At 68.5% G+C, this 16,641-nt stretch carries 12 protein-coding genes and 1 riboswitch; of the genes, 7 read left to right on the forward strand and 5 right to left on the reverse strand.

Going from position 1 to position 16,641, the window contains the following annotated elements; translation table 11 throughout:
* The first annotated feature begins 122 nt into the window (after window positions 1-122).
* Window positions 123-959, forward strand: coding sequence for a LysR substrate-binding domain-containing protein (locus tag K8940_RS10390; RefSeq protein WP_223395301.1), 837 nt, complete (start codon window positions 123-125; stop codon window positions 957-959).
* Here K8940_RS10390 and K8940_RS10395 read toward each other — a convergent pair.
* Window positions 956-2,314: an FAD/NAD(P)-binding protein gene (locus tag K8940_RS10395; protein ID WP_223395302.1), complete on the reverse strand. Its 1,359-nt coding sequence runs from the start codon at window positions 2,312-2,314 to the stop codon at window positions 956-958. The genes K8940_RS10390 and K8940_RS10395 overlap by 4 nt on opposite strands.
* A 267-nt stretch (window positions 2,315-2,581) precedes the next feature.
* Between K8940_RS10395 and K8940_RS10400 the strand changes: the two genes are divergently transcribed.
* The 6 genes from K8940_RS10400 to K8940_RS10425 are packed head-to-tail and all read left to right on the forward strand — an operon-like array spanning window position 2,582 to window position 10,186.
* Window positions 2,582-5,227 carry a TonB-dependent receptor plug domain-containing protein gene (locus K8940_RS10400; protein ID WP_223395303.1) on the forward strand — a complete coding sequence of 882 codons (2,646 nt, stop codon included), beginning with the start codon at window positions 2,582-2,584 and terminating at the stop codon, window positions 5,225-5,227.
* Window positions 5,228-5,238: 11 nt separating this feature from the next.
* On the forward strand, window positions 5,239-6,192 hold the full coding sequence (locus K8940_RS10405) for an ABC transporter substrate-binding protein (RefSeq protein WP_223395304.1): 954 nt from the start codon (window positions 5,239-5,241) through the stop codon (window positions 6,190-6,192).
* A complete protein-coding gene (locus K8940_RS10410) occupies window positions 6,189-7,763 on the forward strand; it encodes an FAD-dependent oxidoreductase (protein WP_223395305.1) in 1,575 nt (524 codons plus the stop codon). Before K8940_RS10405 ends, K8940_RS10410 begins: the two co-directional genes overlap by 4 nt.
* On the forward strand, window positions 7,763-8,155 hold the full coding sequence (locus K8940_RS10415; RefSeq protein WP_223395306.1) for a ferredoxin family protein: 393 nt from the start codon (window positions 7,763-7,765) through the stop codon (window positions 8,153-8,155). Before K8940_RS10410 ends, K8940_RS10415 begins: the two co-directional genes overlap by 1 nt.
* Entirely contained in the window at window positions 8,152-8,826 is a 675-nt protein-coding gene (locus K8940_RS10420) for a peroxiredoxin-like family protein (RefSeq protein WP_223395308.1), read from the forward strand. Before K8940_RS10415 ends, K8940_RS10420 begins: the two co-directional genes overlap by 4 nt.
* 13 nt (window positions 8,827-8,839) lie before the next feature.
* On the forward strand, window positions 8,840-10,186 hold the full coding sequence (locus K8940_RS10425) for an LLM class flavin-dependent oxidoreductase (protein WP_223395310.1): 1,347 nt from the start codon (window positions 8,840-8,842) through the stop codon (window positions 10,184-10,186).
* Window positions 10,187-10,250: 64 nt separating this feature from the next.
* Here the strand turns inward: K8940_RS10425 and K8940_RS10430 are convergent, their stop codons facing one another.
* From K8940_RS10430 to araD1, 4 genes are all read right to left on the reverse strand, one after another.
* Window positions 10,251-12,647, reverse strand: coding sequence for a TonB-dependent receptor (locus tag K8940_RS10430; protein WP_223395311.1), 2,397 nt, complete (start codon window positions 12,645-12,647; stop codon window positions 10,251-10,253).
* A 385-nt stretch (window positions 12,648-13,032) separates the two neighbouring features.
* A riboswitch (glycine riboswitch) is annotated at window positions 13,033-13,122 on the reverse strand.
* A 110-nt stretch (window positions 13,123-13,232) separates the two neighbouring features.
* The gene (locus tag K8940_RS10435) at window positions 13,233-14,387 is read right to left on the reverse strand and encodes an aldose epimerase family protein (RefSeq protein ID WP_223395312.1); all 1,155 of its coding nucleotides are present in this window, start codon (window positions 14,385-14,387) and stop codon (window positions 13,233-13,235) included.
* 37 nt (window positions 14,388-14,424) lie between these two features.
* Window positions 14,425-15,351: a Gfo/Idh/MocA family protein gene (locus K8940_RS10440; protein WP_223395313.1), complete on the reverse strand. Its 927-nt coding sequence runs from the start codon at window positions 15,349-15,351 to the stop codon at window positions 14,425-14,427.
* Window positions 15,348-16,343: an AraD1 family protein gene (araD1, locus tag K8940_RS10445; protein WP_223395314.1), complete on the reverse strand. Its 996-nt coding sequence runs from the start codon at window positions 16,341-16,343 to the stop codon at window positions 15,348-15,350. The genes K8940_RS10440 and araD1 overlap by 4 nt, the downstream gene beginning before the upstream one ends.
* Window positions 16,344-16,641: the final 298 nt, after the last annotated feature.

The following is a 16,641-nucleotide window of genomic DNA, read 5'->3' on the forward strand; positions in this document are numbered from 1 at the left end:
CTCTCTCGTCGGAAACCGTTGCGACGCAAGCGCCGCGGGTCCACAGAGAAGGACGTTGAATTCCTACTTGATCAATAGACTTATCCTCACATAGCTTATTAGCAAATCTCAAGAGGCCGCCGATGGTGACCAACCTGCCGACCGAACTGCTGCGGAGCTTCGTGGCGATCGTCGACTCCGGCTCGATGCTGCGCGCGACCGAGCGGGTGTTCGTCACCCAGTCGGCGCTGAGCCTGCAGATGAAGCGCCTGGAGGAGACGGTGCTGACGCCGCTGTTCCATCGGGAGGGGCGGCGGCTGGTGCTGACGCCCGCCGGCCAGACCCTGCTGCCCCGGGCGCGGGAGATCCTGGCCCTGAACGACCGGGCGGTGGTGGCGCTGACGGGCGACGCCCTGGCCGGGCCGGCGCGGGTCGGCGTGGTGCAGGACTTCGCCGAGACCCTGCTTTCGGGCGTTCTGGCGCGGTTCGCTCAGCTCAATCCCGACACCCAGCTGCAGGTGCGGGTGGCGGGGTCGCCAGAGCTCCTGGGCCTGCTGGAGGCCGACCGATTGGACGTGGTGCTGTGCATGGGCGCGGCGGATGACCCCCGCGCCGCCCGCGTGGTGCCGATGGTCTGGCACGGCGAGACGGTGCTGGCCGAGAGCGACGTCCTGCCGATCGCCATCCTGGAATCGCCGTGCCGCTTCCGCGACGCCACCCTGGCGGCGCTGGAGCGTGACGGGCGGCCGTTTCGGGTGGCGCTGGAGACGCCCAGCCTATCGGCGCTGCGCGCGGCGGTGCAGGCGGGCTTGGCGGTGACCTGCCGCACGTCGCTGTTCCTGCCGGACCGCGCGCCCCTGGCCAGCAACCGCCTGCCGCCGCTGCCGGACGTGGCCTATGTCCAGCGGACCAACGACACGCCTCACGCCTCGATCGCCAAGCTGGCCCAGCTGATCCACGCCGCGGCGCTGGACCTCTAGGCGCCGACGGCGGCCAAGACGCCTTGCGCCACCCTGACCGTCTGGCCGCGGATGTCCGGCACGGCGGTGATCTCCCACGACGCGCCGCGCGAGGCCGGGCCGACGGCCAGCAGGGTCGGCGAGGCCTGGCCCGACACGTCGCGCACCCGGCTGTCGTCATCGACATCGAACCCCAGACGCAGCGGATCGGGGCGGGCCAGACCCCGGCGGACCAGGTCCTGAATCAGCGGATCGGTCGAGGCCAGCACGTCGCTGGTCGGGCCGGTGCAGTTGATCACCGAGGCGGCGCGGAAGACATAGCCGCCCTGTTCATTACGGCCGCGCCACCGGCAGAGGGCGAAACCGTCGGGTTGCAACGCCACGCTCCGGATCTTGCCCGCGGCCAGGGTCAGCTGGCCCGTGGCGCGCATGGCGCCGATGCGGCGGGCGACGAGGGGCGCCAGGCGATGGCGATGGATCTCCCAGAACGGGCGGGCATGGCGCAGGAAGGCCTGCTTCTCGGCCACGCTCCAGTTGCGCCAAAGCGCCTGGGTCACCGGGCGGGTCGCGTCGATGGCGGTGCGCCAGCCGTATCGCGCCGCCGCCGCCCGTAGCCAGGCGAACGCCTCCAGCGGGGAGAGGGTCTCGGGCGGCGGCGCGGGCAGGACCAGCGGCGGCGCGCCATCGTGTTCCAGCGGCGCCAGGCCGCGCCGCGACAAGGCCAGCATCGGCCGGCCGTGCTGGGCGTCGTTCAGCGACAGGGCCACGTCGACCATGGTCAGGCCCGTGCCGATCAGCAACACTGGTCCCGGGGGCAGGTCGGCCGCGTTCCAGCGCCAGGGATCGGCGACATAGGCTTCGGACGCGGCGAAGGCGGCGCTGATCCCGGGCGGCCGGGCCGGCGGCGGATTGCCCAACGCCAGCACGACGGCATGGGCGGTGACCGAGCGGCCCATGGCGCATTGCAGCCGCCAGCCGTCGCCGCCCAGCTCCAGCCCGACGACCGCGTCCGGCGTGACCACCAGGCGTCCGGCCCCGGCGGGGCCCTCGGCGATCTCGGCGACCTGGCCCTGGATGTAGCGCCCATAGTCGGCGCGGGTGGCGAAGTCGGCCGGGCCCAGGCCGAACTTCTCCCGGCTCAGCCAGCGCACGAAGTGTCCGGGATCGTCCGGCCAGGCGCTCATATTGCCCGCCCGTACGTTCAGGCGGTGGCCGGGATTGTGGGTGGCGTAGGCCGCGCCGAGCCCGACCGGCGTGCGACGCTCGAACAGGATCACCTTCGCCTGGGCCGACCGGCGCAGGATGTTGAGGGCCGTCATGACTCCGCTGAACCCCGCGCCGACGACGGCGATGACGGGCGCTGGCTTTGGGGGCATGGAAAACTCTATGAAATTGATAGGATTTTCTCGACGATCACTCGCCAACTTGCAAGCCGCCTTGGCGGATATGTGTTCCGCAAATGCCGCTTATTGTGAGGCGCGATATATAAAACTCTGAATTTGTTCAGAGAAATACTCGGTCGCGGCGAGGCGAACGCGCCGCCATGGTCGCGCCGTTCGATCCAAGCCGCCCCAGGGCCGGGGGCTTCCGACATTCGAGTCCATCAAACGACGCCCATCTGCATTGGGCGCGGGGGTAGACCTTTGACCTTGCTGCGAGCGCGGACGGTTGTCCGACAGAGTCCCTTCAAGCCGACCTTCCAGACCGCCTTGCTGACCTGCGCCTCGATCCTGGCGCTGAGCGGCGGCGTGGCCCGTGCGGCCGATGCGACGCCCGCGCCCGTCGCCGACGCCGAGGGCTCCACGGCCGTGGACAGCGTCATCGTCACCGGCGTGCGCGGCGCCCGCCGCACGGTCGCCGACAGCCCCGCGCCCGTCGACGTGATCGGCGGCGAGCAACTCCTGGCCACCGGCAAGGTCGGCCTCAAGGAGGTGCTCAACACTCTGATCCCGTCGTTCAACCTGCCGGGCATCAATGGCGGCGGCACCTCGTGGACGGTGCGGGCCATCACTCTGCGCGGTCTGAACGGCGACCAGGCCCTGTTCCTGGTCAACGGCAAGCGCCGTCACACCACCTCGCTGATCAATAACCTGGCCCGCGTCGGCCGGGGCGGGGCGCCCGTCGACCTGGACTTCATCCCGGCCTCGGCCATCGAGCGCATCGAGGTGCTGCGCGACGGGGCCTCGGCCCAGTATGGCTCGGACGCGATCGCCGGCGTGGTCAACATCATCCTGAAGGACGATTCCGAAGGCGGCTCGTTCAGCTACACGGGCGGCCAGAACTATGTCGGCGACGGCGACACCCGCGCCGCCACGATCAACTGGGGCCGGCCGCTGGGCGACAAGGGCGGATTCCTGTACCTCGCGCTGAACTGGAAGAACAACGAGGCGGCCAACCGCGCCGCGCCCTCGCGCGCCCAGTACATCTACCAGCCGACCGTGACGACTGTCGGCGGCGTCACCACCGTCACACCCGATCCGCGCGACGCCACGGCCGATCGCTACTCTTGGGGCCAGAGCTACGGGCCGGGCGAGGAGGACATTCTCGCCGCGTCCTACAACGCAGAACTGCCCTGGCATGACCTGAAGCTCTATTCGTCGGGCACGCTGAGCCATCGCTCGTCCAAGAAGAACACCGGCAGCTTCCTGCCCAACCTCGCGCCGGTGGCCGGGGTCACCGCCGGCCGGCCGCTGAACCGCAACTCGCTGCCCGAGGTTTATCCCGACGGGTTCAATGCTTATCGCCGGATCTTCGAGCTGGACTTCCAGACCAGTTTCGGCGCGCGCGGCGAGACGGCCGGCTGGGCCTGGGACCTCTCGACGACCCTGGCCCAGGATCACGCCCAGCTGGACGGCGAGAACACGCTGAACGCCACCCTGGGTCCGTCCAGCCCGACCTACTTCCACCTGTCGACCCACGAGTTCCGGCAGTGGACGAACAATTTCGACGTCACCCGCGAGGTCTCGGGCTGGCTGAAGAATCCGCTGCAAGTCTCGTGGGGACTTGAGCATCGCTACGAACGCTTCCTGATCGAGGCGGGCGACGAGGCCTCCTACATCGTCGGCGACTACGTCATTCCGGCGGGCCAGCCGTTCGCCGGACTGCGGCCCAATCCGGGCTTGGCGTCCTATGCCGGCACCGCGCCGGAGGACGCCGGCTCGATCCATCGCCACAGCGGCGCGGCCTATGTCGATCTCGGAACGGACATCACCGACACCTGGTACGTCGGTATCGCCGGTCGCTACGAGAAGTACGGCAAGGGTGTGGGCGACACGGCCAGCGGCAAGCTGACGACGCGATGGGAGTTCCTTCCGGGCTACGCCGTGCGGGCCACGGTCAGCAATGGCTTCCGCGCCCCGTCGCTGGGCCAGACCCTGTTCGCCACCTCGACCAACAACGGCAGCCTGTGCCCGGCGGCCCCGAACAACGTCTTCCGCGGCGCGCCCTGCACGCCCGGCGAATACCTCACCTTCCCGACCAAGGTCCTACGCACCGACAGCGCCGAGGCGAAAGCCCTGGGCGCGGAAACGCTTAAGCCGGAAACCTCGACAAACTACAGCTTCGGCGTCACGGCCGAGCCGGTCGCGGGCCTGCGCTTGACCCTGGACGCTTACGAGATCCAGATCGACGATCGCATTGTCGACACCAGCAATCTCGACCTGTCGGTGGCCCAACTGGCGTCGCGGGCCGACCTGGCGCCGCTGCTGGCGCGCTTCCCGCAGGGACTGACGGCGACCTACTACACCAACGCCGTCTCGACCCGGACCACCGGCGTCGACTTCGTCGGCGAGTATGGCTTCGACCTCGGCGGCCTGGGCCGATTGAACCTCAACGCCGCCTACGCCTTCAACAAGACCAAGATCACCAAGCTGAAAGCGACGCCCGCCGTGCTGACGGCGGTGAACCCCAACCTCGTTCTGTTCGACCGACAGAAGATCTCCGACCTCACCGTCGGCACGCCGCGCGAGAAGATCATCATCGGGGCCCAGTGGTCGCGCGGCGACTGGAGCGCCAGCCTGCGCAACACCCGCTATGGCCGCTACACCGAGGCTGGGACGTCTGCGAGCCTGGACCGCACGTTCAGCCCCAAATGGGTCACCGACCTCGACATCGCCTGGCAGGTCCGGCCGTCGACCAACATCGCCATCGGGGCCAACAACCTGTTCGACGAACACCCCGACAAGATCGGGATCGTCAACGCCGACCAGGGCACGGGCCAGTTCGGCATCTTCTCGCCCTTCGGCATCACCGGCGGCTACTACTACGCCCGCCTGACCCAGAGCTTCTGAGGGAGGGCGCGATGGATCGACGCCAGCTACTGATCAATCTGGCCCTTGGCGGGCTCACGGTCTCCGGTCTGGCCGCCTGCTCCGGAGCCGAGAGCGGCCAGCCGGTCCTGAAGGTCGGCAGCCAGCGCGGCGGCACCAAGGCGGTGCTGATCGCGTCCGGTGCGCTGGAGGGCGTTCCCTACAGGATCGAGTGGAGCGAGTTTCCCGCCGCCGCCCCGCTGCTGGAGGCCGTGGGCGCGGGCGCCGTGGACCTGGGCGAGGCGGGCGATGCGCCGTTCCTGTTCGCCTATGCCGGCGGGGCCAGGATCAAGGCCGTGCAGGCGGGCCGCAGTGGCGGCTCGTCGACGGTGATCCTGGTGCGCAAGGATTCGCCGATCGCCTCGCCCGCCGACCTGAAGGGCAAGAAGATCGCGACGGGACGCGGCTCGATCGGGCATTACCTGCTGCTCAGGGTGCTCGAGAACGCGGGCCTCAAGCCCACCGACGCCTCGATCGTCTATCTCAGCCCTGGCGACGCCAAGGCCGCCTTCACGGCCGGCTCGATCGACGCCTGGGTGACCTGGGGCTCCTACGTGGCCCTGGCGCGCCTGCACGACGCGGCGAGGATCCTGGTCGACGGCGAGGGGCTGCTGGGTGGTTTCGGCTACGAGGCCGCCAGCGAGAGGGCGATCGCCGAAAAGCGGCCGCAGATCGAAGACTTCCTGCGCCGCCTGGCCAAGGCCCGGCGCTGGGCGGCGGACAATCCGGACGCCTTCGGCAAGGTGCTGGCCAAGGAGACGGGCCTTTCGGAGGAGGTCGCTCTCTATACGGTCCGCCAGTACCGCATCCTGCCCGCGCCGCTGGGCGAGGACTCCGTGAAGGAGGCGAGGGCGGTGCTCGATCGCTTCCGGGCGGCGGGCGCGGTCAACACGACCCGCGATCCGGCGGCCGCCTTCGACGCCTCGTTCAACGGGGCGCTGGCGTGAGCGAACCGCTGACCCTGGCGACCGACGTGCTGGTCATCGGCGGCGGCCTGGCCGGCGCCTGGGCGGCCGTGGCGGCCGCTCGCGAAGGCGCGACTGTCGTCCTGGTCGACAAGGGTCGCTGCGGGACCAGCGGCGTCACCGCCACGGCCGGTCCCGGTCACTGGTGGGTTCCGCCCGAACGCCGCGAGGCGGCGGTGGCCGACCGGCTGCAGCGCTCGCTGGGTCTGGGCGACCCGGACTGGATGCGTCGGATCCTGGACCTGACCTGGACCAGCCTGCCGGGCCTCGCCGACCACTACGCCTTCTCGACCGACGAGCGGGGCGAGGCGCAGTACCGCGCGTTGCGCGGGCCGGAATACATGCGGGCCATGCGCGCCTACGCCCTGGCGGCGGGCGCGCGGATCCTTGACCACCATCCGGCTCTGCAACTGCTGCGTCACGGCGACGGGTCGATCGCCGGCGCGGCCGGCGTCGCCCTGCGCGGCGAGCGGCCGTGGACGATCCGGGCGGGGGCGGTCGTGCTGGCCGCTGGCGGCACCGCCTTCGCGTCGCGCCTGCTGGGTTCGGCGACCAATACGGGCGACGGCCTGCTGATGGGCGTCGAGGCCGGGGCCGATCTCTCGGGCATGGAGTTCACCAACTACTACACCGCCTCGGTGGCCGGCACGAACATGGCCCGGTCGATGGCCTACAGCTTCGCCCGCTGGTTCGACGCCGACGACAACGAGCTGGACATCCCGAACGGCCCGAACGTCACGCCGCTTCTGGCGCGGGCCCTGTTGAAGGGGCCGCTGTTCTGCCGACTGGACCGGATCCCCGAGGACATTCGGGCGATCATGCCTGAAGTGCAGCCCAATTTCGTCTTGCCGTTCAAAAGGCTTGGCGTCGAAACCTACCGTGATCGCTTCGAAGTGACGCTGCACGCCGAAGGCACGATCCGGGGTATCGGTGGGCTGCGCGTCGACGACGATGACTGCCAGACCGCCGTGCCCGGTCTCTACGTCGCCGGGGACAACGCCAGCCGCGAGCTGGTCACCGGCGCGATCTCGGGCGGCGGCGCGGTTAACTCGTCCTGGGCGCTGTCGTCGGGACAGTGGGCCGGCGCGGCGGCGGCGCGGCGCGCGCGTTCGACCGGCGCGCGCGAGACGGATCTGGTGATCGCCACCGGCCAGGCTGGCCTGACGCCCCGCCGCAACGCCGGGGCGTTTGACGTCCCCGGCGCCGTCCAGGCGGTGCGCGAGGAACTGAACGCCTACGACAAGAACATCTTCCGCCGAGGCGACGCCCTGGCCGCCTCGCTGGCGCGCCTGGACGGGATCTGGCGCGAGCTGGCCGATCACGGCCGGGCCCAAGGCCGCGCGGGCCTGCGGCTGCGCGAGACCGCCGCCCTGGTCGCCGCAGGACGCTGGAGCAAGGCCGCGGCCCTGGCGCGCCGCGAAAGCCGGGGCATGCATCGCCGGGAGGACGCGCCCGGCCTTGATCCGCGCCTTTCCAGCCGCCAGCGCGCTCAGGGCCTGGACCGGGTCTTCACGCGGTTCGAGCCAATCGCCGCGCAGGCGGAGGTCGCCTGATGATCGAGGTCGTCATCGAGGATCGTTGCGGCGGCTGTGGCGACTGCGTCGACGCCTGTCCCAGCGACGTCCTACGGCTGGGCGAGGGCGGCAAGGCGGTGATCGCCGCCCAGGCCGACTGCCAGACCTGCCTGCTGTGCGAACTCTACTGCCCGACCGACGCCCTTTTCGTCTGGCCCGAGGTCGAGCGGATCGCCGGGATTACGGCCGAGCAGGCCCTGGCATCGGGCCAGGTGGGCGCGTTCCGTCGCGACCACGGCTGGGGCGAGCACGCGGCCACCCACACCAACCAACACTGGCGGATGGGGGCGATCTTCGAGCGCGCCCGCCTGCAGGCGATTGAACTCGCCGCCGCCAAGACCGCTCGACCCGAGGAAGGACGCTCGTCATGAGCCTCAAGAGCCTGAAGGACCGCCTCGCCGACCTGCACGCCGAGCGCGAACGCACGTGGGATCCGGCCCAGCTGAAGATCAACATCGACCAGCGACGGACGCTGGTGGAGACCGCCGACCCGTCGCGATGGGTCAAGGTCGGCGAGCGCCTGGAGTCGTTCACGTTGCTGGACGTGGAGGGCGGGGAACTGTCGCTGGAGGCGTTGATCCAGCGCGGCCCGGCGGTGCTGGTGTTCTTCCGCTTCGCCGGCTGCCCGGCCTGCAACATCGCCTTGCCGTACTATGAGGAGGCGCTGGCGCCGGGGTTGCGCGACCTGGGCGCGACCCTGGTGGCCATCAGCCCGCAGGTCCCAGAGCGCCTGGGCGAGATCCGGACCCGCCATGGCCTGTCGTTCAAGGTCGCCACGGATCCGGACAACGGCCTCGGCCGTCGCTTTGGCATCCTCTACACGGCCGACGAGGCCAGCCAGGCCGCGCAACGCGCCAAGGGCGCCTTCATCGGCGAGACGACCGGCACGGGAACCTGGGAACTGCCCCAGCCCGCCGTCGTCGTCATCGACCACGAGCGGGTCGTCCGCTTCGTCGATGTGAGCCCCGACTGGCTGGTCCGCACCGAGGCCGACCCCGTCCGCGAGGCCGTCCGCGACATCACCCTGGTTCCCGCCGAATAGATCGGAGCTTTCAATGTCTTCTCCCGAAACCCTTGGGCGTCAGCTGAAGCTCGGCTTCATCCTGCACGGCGTCGGCCCCGGCTGGGGCGATTGGCGTCACCCGGACGCCCAGCCCAACGCCAGCACCAACTTCCAGTTCTACAAGCGCCAGGCCCAGGTGGCCGAGGCCGGCAAGTTCGACTTCCTGTTCGTGGCCGACAGCGTCTACATCACCGAGAAGTCCAGCCCGCACTACCTGAACCGCTTCGAGCCGCTGACCATCCTGTCGGCCCTGGCCGGCGCCACGAACAATATCGGTCTCGTGGCCACCCTGACGGTCAGCTACAGCGAGCCGTTCAACGTCGCCCGCCAGTTCGCCTCGCTGGATCACATCAGCGGCGGCCGCGCCGGCTGGAACGTCGTCACCTCGTGGCTGGAGGGCAGCGCCGCCAACTACAGCCGCGACAAGCACTACGCCCACGACGTCCGCTACCGCCTGGCGGGTGAGTATCTGGACGTGGTCCAGGGCCTTTGGGACTCGTGGGAGGACGACGCCCTGACCTTCGACAAGAAGGGCGGGCAGTTCTTCGATCCGGCGAAGCTCCATACCCTGAACCACAAGGGCGAGTTCTTCTCGGTGAAGGGGCCGCTTAATATCAGCCGCTCGCCGCAGGGGCAGCCGGTGATCTTCCAGGCCGGGGCGTCCGAGGACGGCAAGGCCTTCGCCGCGCGCCGGGCCGACGCGATCTTCGTCTCGCACGAGGAGATCGACGCGGCCAAGGCCTACTACCAGGACATCAAGGCCCGCGCCGCGAGCTACGGCCGCGACCCGGACCAGCTGCACGTGCTGCCCGCCGCCCGGCCGGTGGTCGGCCGTACGCCCGACGAGGCCGAAGCCCTCTACAAGGAACTCACCGAGCTGGTGTCGCTGGACAACGCCCTGTCGATGCTGGCTCGGCCGTTCAACGAGTACGACTTCAGCCAGCACGATCCCGACGGCCCGTTCCCGCTGGAAGCCGCCGCGTTCGGAGCCAATTCCAACCAGAGCGCGGTCAACCGCATCGTCGCGGCGGTGAAGGACGAGAACCTGACCCTGCGCCAGGCGGCCCTGCGCTTCGCCACGCCGCGCGGCCACTTCGTCGGAACGCCCGAGCAGGTCGCCGACAGCCTGCAGCAATGGTTCGAGGAACGCGGCGCCGACGGCTTCGTGCTGTTCGAGAGCCTGCCGGGCCAGCTGGAGGCCTTCGTCGAGCTGGTCGTGCCGATCCTGCAGGCGCGGGGGCTGTTCCGCACCGAGTACGAAGGCTCGACCTTCCGCGAGAGCTTGGGGCTGGATGTCCCGGTCAACCGCTACGCCGGGGCGTTGGCGGCCGCCGAGTAACATCGCGCCGGCGTGTTCGAGGCAGGAGCCGGTCGGTCCTCCCGGACCGACCGGCTTTGTCGTTCTAGAAGTCCGCCGAGATCGTGAACTGGATCGTCCGGGGCGGGGCCGGACGGAAGCTTGCAGCGGTGTTCACCGTCGTGCTGATCGTGCCCAGATAGTCCTTGTCGAAGATGTTATCGACATTGACCCGGGCCTTGACCTGGCTGAACGGGCCGGCCGCGAAACCGTCGCCGATGTCGATATAGGCGTTGACGATCGTGTAGCCGCCGACCTTCTCGCTGTTGACGAAGTTGGTGAAGCGGCTCTCCAGATGGCGGGCCGAGACATTGACCAGCAGGCCGTCGAACGGCTCGAGCGTGACGCCGGTCGTGAACACCCAGTCGGGGAAGTCCGGCACCTTCTTGCCGGCGATCGCCAGGGTGGTCGCCGCGGCCGTGGTGCTGGCGCGGTAGTTCAGCACGTCGTCCTGGAACTTGGCGTCGTTGTACGAGACGTTGGCGTTGAAATAGGCCTTGCCGTCGAAGACTTCCGGTTTCCACTGGCCGCTGAACTCGACGCCCTTGGCCTTCACCGCCCCGACGTTCTGGTAGAAGGTCTCGGTCACGCCGCCGCCGCCCGGAACCAGGGATGCGAACGACTGCAGGCGGTTCTTGAACTCCGTCTGATAGGCCACGATCGAGGCGTTGAACGTGCGGTGGTTGGCGCGGTAGCCGAGCTCCCAGTTCGTGGAGGTCTCGGGCTCGGGACCAGTGACGGTCGGGCTGGCGGCCGAGAAGATGTCGTCGGCGCCGCGCGGCAGGGCCATGTTCTCGGAGTACGAGGCGAAGACCTGGTCACGACCTGTCAGGCTGTAGACCGCGCCGACCTGCGGCAGGAAGCTGTCCTTCCAATTGTCCTTCAGGATCGGGTGGCGGCCGTTGATATAGTCGTTCGGATTGCGATAGCCGGCGATCTTGTAGTCGATGTCGGTGGCCTTGAAGCCCAGCTCGACCTTCAGCTTGGCTTCCAGCAGGGTCAGGGTGTCCTTGACGAAGAACTGCTTGGTCTCGCGCAACGACTTGTAGTCGCGCTGCGCGTGAACCCGCTCATTGAACAGCGGCGCGCCGTCGGGATTGCCGTTCTCGACGTTGTAGCGGTTCTGGGTGCGGTGATAGTCGTCGTTCTCCAGCCAGAGGCCGGCTTCGATCTTGTTGAAGCCCAAATGCCAGGCGACCTTGCCGGTGATCCCCTTGCGGATGCCGTCGATGCCGGAAAGCCCGTACTGGATGCCCTTGGGCGCGACGATGCCCGCCACCTTGCCGACCTCAGCGTTGTAGCTGGCCAGCGAGGTGGCGTAGGCCTCGGGGGAGACGCCGTAGCCGCCCTTGTCCTCGTAATAGGCCGTGGTGGTCAGATCGAAATTGTCGGTGATCGGCGTGTTCAGCGTCAGGCCGTACAGGTGGTCCTTCCGCTTGTTGACCGCGAACTTGTAGTACTGGGCGTAGTTGGCGTTGGAATAGGTGGGGCCGCCCGCCACCGCCGGCAGGTTGGTCGCGCTCTGGGTGGTGCCCGCCGCGCCCGGGGTCGGCACGATCCCCAGATAGGCGAAGTAGCGGCCCGATCGCCCGAACACGTCGCCAGCCGTCCCATTGTACTGGGCCAGGGTGATCGACGGGCTGTCATAGTCGAAATAGTCGTTGTGGACGGTCTGGAAGCTGATGTCGCCGCCGTTGGGCAGGGCGTACTTCAGCTTGCCCTCGAAGTGCTTGCGGTCGATCGTGCCCGGGCCGCGCCACAGGTCGCCCTTGATCCACGAGCCGCTGGCATAGCCCGAGAAGCCGCCGTGCTCGCCTGTCTCCAGGCGCAGGAAGCCGCGGCGCAGGTTGTCGCTGCCCAGGGTGCCGCTGATCGCGCCGCCGGCCTCCTTGGCTGGGGCCTGGGTGAAGTAGTCGACGATCGGGCCCAACGAGGCATAGCTGGGCAGGGCGACGTCGCCCGCGCCGGCCGATGCGGTGACGCGCAGCAGGTTCTCGTTGTCGACATAGCGATAGATCGGGCTGCCGCCGAACTGGTCGCTACGGCCCATCGGGATGTTGTCTAGCAGGAAGCCGATCTGCTGGAAGTTGAAGGCGCGGACCGAGACCGAGTTGCCGAACTCGTACATGCCCAGCGCGTCGTTGGCCTGGACGTTGAAGCCGGGGAGGGACTCCAGCATCTTCAGGCCGGTGATGCCCGCCGGAGCCGACAGCAGCGCCTCGCGGGTGATCGAGACCGTGGCGGTGGCGTGGTCGGTGCCGATCGCCACGCTGGCTTCGGACAGGCGCTTGCCGGTCACGACGACGGTGTCGACCTCGGAAACCTTGTCGGCCTCCTGCGCCAGGACGGGCGTCGCGCCTCCCAGAATCGAAGCGGTGAGAAGAAGCGCTCGCAGGCGGTGAGCCCCGCGCGACGGGTTACGAAAGGTCATCATTATCCCCAATCACTTTTTGACTGGGGGTAGCGTCGCCATGTGTCCCGTTCGGGTAAATTCAGAATTTCTCAGTCGGTGACGATATAATGACTAAGTCGAGATGCTGCGCAGACTTGTTCAATATATGAACAATGGAAATATAGATATGCTCATAAGCAGCATTTATTTCGCGAAAGTCTGATCGACGATCGCGTTCTCGGCTTTCTGGTCGAGAGGGATGGGCCGAGTTTGGTCAGTCTTGCATGAGCACGCGGGAGCTGGGCGCGCCGGTATGGCTCGCCTACGCACCCCCGCTGTCCTTGGCGCCTGAGAGATTCAGCGGCCCCCATCGCGTTGGCGGGGCGCGCCTTGCTCCTTCGGCGAGGGCGTCTGGCGCCCTGCTTTCCAGCGTTCAGAAGCCCGCGCGGTCCTTTTGCTTGAGCGTTTCCGGGGCGGTTTCGCCTTCAGCGTCGGGCCGGGGCCCGATCTCTCCCGCGAGAGCCAGGACAGCAAGCGACAGCAAGAACCCCGGGTCAAACGGATTGACCCGGGGTTCCTGGAGTTCGTAGCGATTGCGAACGAACGCGGCGCGCCTTGCCCGCGAAGGAGGCGCGGCTACTTCGCGACGGTCAGCCTGAAGACCATCGTATTGCTGTACTTCTGGCCCGGATCCAGGCGGACCGGCGCGAACTGCGGCTTGTTCGGCGCGTCGGGGAAGTGCTGCGGCTCCAGCGCGATGCCGTCGCCCTGGCGATAGATCTTGCCGCTCTTGCTGATGGTCGTGCCGTCGATGAAGTTGCCGGCGTAGAACTGGATGCCGGGCTGGTCGCTCAGGATTTCCAGCACGCGGCCGCTCTTCGGGTCGGCCAGGCGCGCGGCCAGACGCGGGGCGCCACCGGCCTTGCCGTTCAGGACGTAGTTGTGGTCGTAGCCGCGGCCGACCACCAGCTGCGGGTCGCTGGCGTCGCGGATGCGGTCGCCGACGGCCGTGGGCTTGCGGAAGTCGAAGGCCGTGCCGGCCACCGGCGTGATGGTCCCAGTCGGGATCAGCTCACCGTCGACCGGGGTGTAGCCGTCGGCCGGAAGGGTCAGGACGTTGCCCATCGCGCCCTCGGCGACGCCTTCGCCGGCGACGTTGAACAGGGCGTGGTTGGTCATGTTGACGATGGTCGGCTTGTCGGTCGTCGCGCCGTAGGTGATCGTCAGGTTGTTCTGCTCGTCCAGGGCGTAGGTCGCCGTGGCGGTCAGGGTTCCGGGATAGCCTTCGTCGCCGTCGGGGCTGACATGGCCGAAGGTCACCGACGCGGTCGGGCCCGACTTGGCGTCCAGCACCTTCCAGACGACCTTGTCGAAGCCCTTCACGCCGCCGTGCAGGGCGGCGACCTTGTTATTGTTCAGGGCCAGTTGATAGGTCTTGCCGTCCAGCGTGAAGCGGCCCTTGCCGATGCGGTTGGCGAAACGCCCGACCGAGGCGCCGAAATAGCTCGCGTTCTTTTCGTAGGTGGCGGCGTCGGCGTAGCCGAGGGCGATGTCGGCCTTCTTGCCCGCGCGGTCAGGCGCGATGAGCGACTGCAAGGTCGCGCCGTAGGTGATGATCGTTGCGCTGACGCCCTTGGCGTTCGTGAGGGTGATGGCTTCGACGGCCTCTCCGGATGCGATGGCCCCGAACGGCTTGCGCGACAGTTCCGCCGCGTTGGCCGATGCGGCGGCGACCAGGGCGAGCGCGCCGCCCGCCAAAAGCGAGTAGGGGGCGATGGTTTGCAGCTTCATGGTGTCTCTCCCTTTGTCGTTCTTTCTGGCCGTCGTTCTATTCGACGAAGGCCGGGGCCGCGACCCGCTCGCTAAGCAGGAACGCGTCGGCCACATGGCGCAGCGGGCTGACGTCGACGTCGCTGGCTCCGTCGGCGATCAGCCTGGCGAAGGCGTCGTAGAGGCCTGGATATTCGCGGTCGGGGCCTTCCTGGATCAGCTGGCCGTCGATGTAGAGCTTGGCGCCGCCGTTGGTCAGCTTCAGTTGGCCGTCGTCGGTGTCGACCTCGATGTCCCAGCTCTGCGGGCCCGTCTGCAGGAAGTCGAGCTCGGCGCGGATCGGGGCGCCGGCCGCGTCGCGGAAGTCGAGTTCGGCCTGGATCGGCGACTGCCGGTTCTCAGGTACGTGCAGCACGCCCTTCGACAGGAAGAAGGGGCGCGGCAGGATGCGGGTGACGATCGACAGGGCGTTGATGGCCGGGTCGAAGACGCCCAGGCCGCCGGCTTCCCAGATCCAGTCCTGGCCGGGGTGCCAGACGCGCACGTCTTCCTTCCAGTTGATCCGCACCGCCTTGATGGCGCGCTCGGCCAGCCATTCGCGGGCCGGTTCGACCCCGACGGCGTAGCGCGAGTGCCAGGTGGTCTGCAGGGTCAGGCTCCGGGCCGCGGCGGCCAGGCGAAGGTCCTCGACCTCGCTGAGCGTCGCGCCGGGCGGCTTTTCCAGCATCACGTGCTTGCCGGCGGCCAGGGCCAGGTGAGCCAGGGCGTGGCGCGGCTGGGGCGGGGTGCACAGGGCCACCGCGTCCACCGCCACGTCGCTGGCCAGGAGGTCGGCGAGAGCGGTGAAGTGCGCCACGCCGTCCAGCTCGGCGTTGCGGCTGACGATGGCGACCAGCGTAAAGCGCGGATCGGCGGCGATAGACGGCAGGTGCTGGTCGCGGGCGATCTTGCCCAAGCCGACCAGGGCGAGACGGATCGACGTCACAGCGATTTCACCGCGACCGGGCGTTCGGCCGCCTGGGCCAGCGGATTGCGCACCGGATAGCGGAACGGAGCGGCCTCAATCTCGAACACGTCGCCGACCTTGGTCTGGAAGCCTTCAGAGAACGACAGGGTGGCCGTACCGAAGAAGTGGACGTGCACGTCGCCCGGGCGGCGGAAGATGTCGTACTTGAAGTGGTGGTGCTCGAGGTTGGCGATGGTGTGGGACATGTTCGCCTCGCCCGACAGGAACGGCTTTTCCCAGACGGTGGCGCCATCGCGGACGATCCGGCTGGCGCCGCGCACGTCGGCCGGCAGCTCGCCCGTCAGCAGCTCGGGGCCCAGGGCCGCCTGGCGCAGCTTGGAATGGGCCAGCCACAGATAGTTGCCGCGCTCGATCACGTGGTCCGAGAACTCGTTGGCCAGGCAGAAGCCCAGGCGGTGCGGCGTCCCGTCGGGACCAATCAGGTAGACGCCGGCGATCTCGGGCTCCTCGCCGCCGTCCTTGGCGAAGCTGGGCGAGGTGAGGGGCTGGCCGGGCGCGGCCAGCTGGCCGCCGTCGCCCTTGTAGAACCATTCCGGCTGCACGCCTTCCTGGCCCGGCGCGGGCTTGCCGCCCTCGACGCCCATCAGGAACATGCGCATCGAGTCAGTCAGCTGCTCGCCGGATTGGGCGGCCTTGTGCATCTTGTCGCGACCCTCGGCCGAGCCGAGGTGGGTCAGGCCCGTGCCGGTCATCTGCAGGTGGGCGGGATCGGGATGGTCGATCGGGGCCAGCACGCGGCCCTCGGACAGGGCGGCGGCGATGTCGATGTCCTCGCCGAGCGGGCGGGCTTGGGCGGCCTCGGCCAGGGTCGCGTCCACCTTCAGGGCCACCTGGGCCAGGTCGTAGAGGGTGTCAGCGACCTCGACCTTGCGGGCGCGGCCCGAGTCGTCGACCGCGGCCAGCTGTCGGGCGCCGCCCGAGGTCTTCAATTGCACGAACCGGAACACCACGGCGGACGACCTTCTGAAGCTTTATAATAGTCTGACAAATAGCGTGGAGTGACGTCCTGTCAAACGGCGTTTCGCAATGACGAGGATCAAGCCGCCCCGGAAAATCGCGCCGTGATGAGCATGAGGCGTCTTTCTCCCGCTTCGGACGCGCGAATTCATCGTACTTATAGGGTGGTGTCGCGTTCCTGAGCGTCGCCGCCGCCCAGGCGAATTCGCTTGTTCTCCGACAATTGGTCTCGCTAGAGTCGCCGGTGGGGCATTCGACGTCGCCTCGATGGATTTGCAGCGGGAGCGAAGG

Origin of the sequence: Caulobacter segnis (genome assembly GCF_019931575.1) — a bacterium.
In the GTDB taxonomy this organism is placed as follows: domain Bacteria; phylum Pseudomonadota; class Alphaproteobacteria; order Caulobacterales; family Caulobacteraceae; genus Caulobacter; species Caulobacter segnis_C.

Coding starts and splice junctions, on each gene's coding strand:
- K8940_RS10405 (WP_223395304.1), top strand. CDS start 5,239: ATGGATCGACGCCAGCTACTGATCAATCTGGCCCTTGGCGGGCTCACG.
- K8940_RS10425 (WP_223395310.1), top strand. CDS start 8,840: ATGTCTTCTCCCGAAACCCTTGGGCGTCAGCTGAAGCTCGGCTTCATC.
- K8940_RS10420 (WP_223395308.1), top strand. CDS start 8,152: ATGAGCCTCAAGAGCCTGAAGGACCGCCTCGCCGACCTGCACGCCGAG.
- K8940_RS10390 (WP_223395301.1), top strand. CDS start 123: ATGGTGACCAACCTGCCGACCGAACTGCTGCGGAGCTTCGTGGCGATC.
- K8940_RS10415 (WP_223395306.1), top strand. CDS start 7,763: ATGATCGAGGTCGTCATCGAGGATCGTTGCGGCGGCTGTGGCGACTGC.
- K8940_RS10435 (WP_223395312.1), bottom strand. CDS start 14,387: ATGAAGCTGCAAACCATCGCCCCCTACTCGCTTTTGGCGGGCGGCGCG.
- K8940_RS10395 (WP_223395302.1), bottom strand. CDS start 2,314: ATGCCCCCAAAGCCAGCGCCCGTCATCGCCGTCGTCGGCGCGGGGTTC.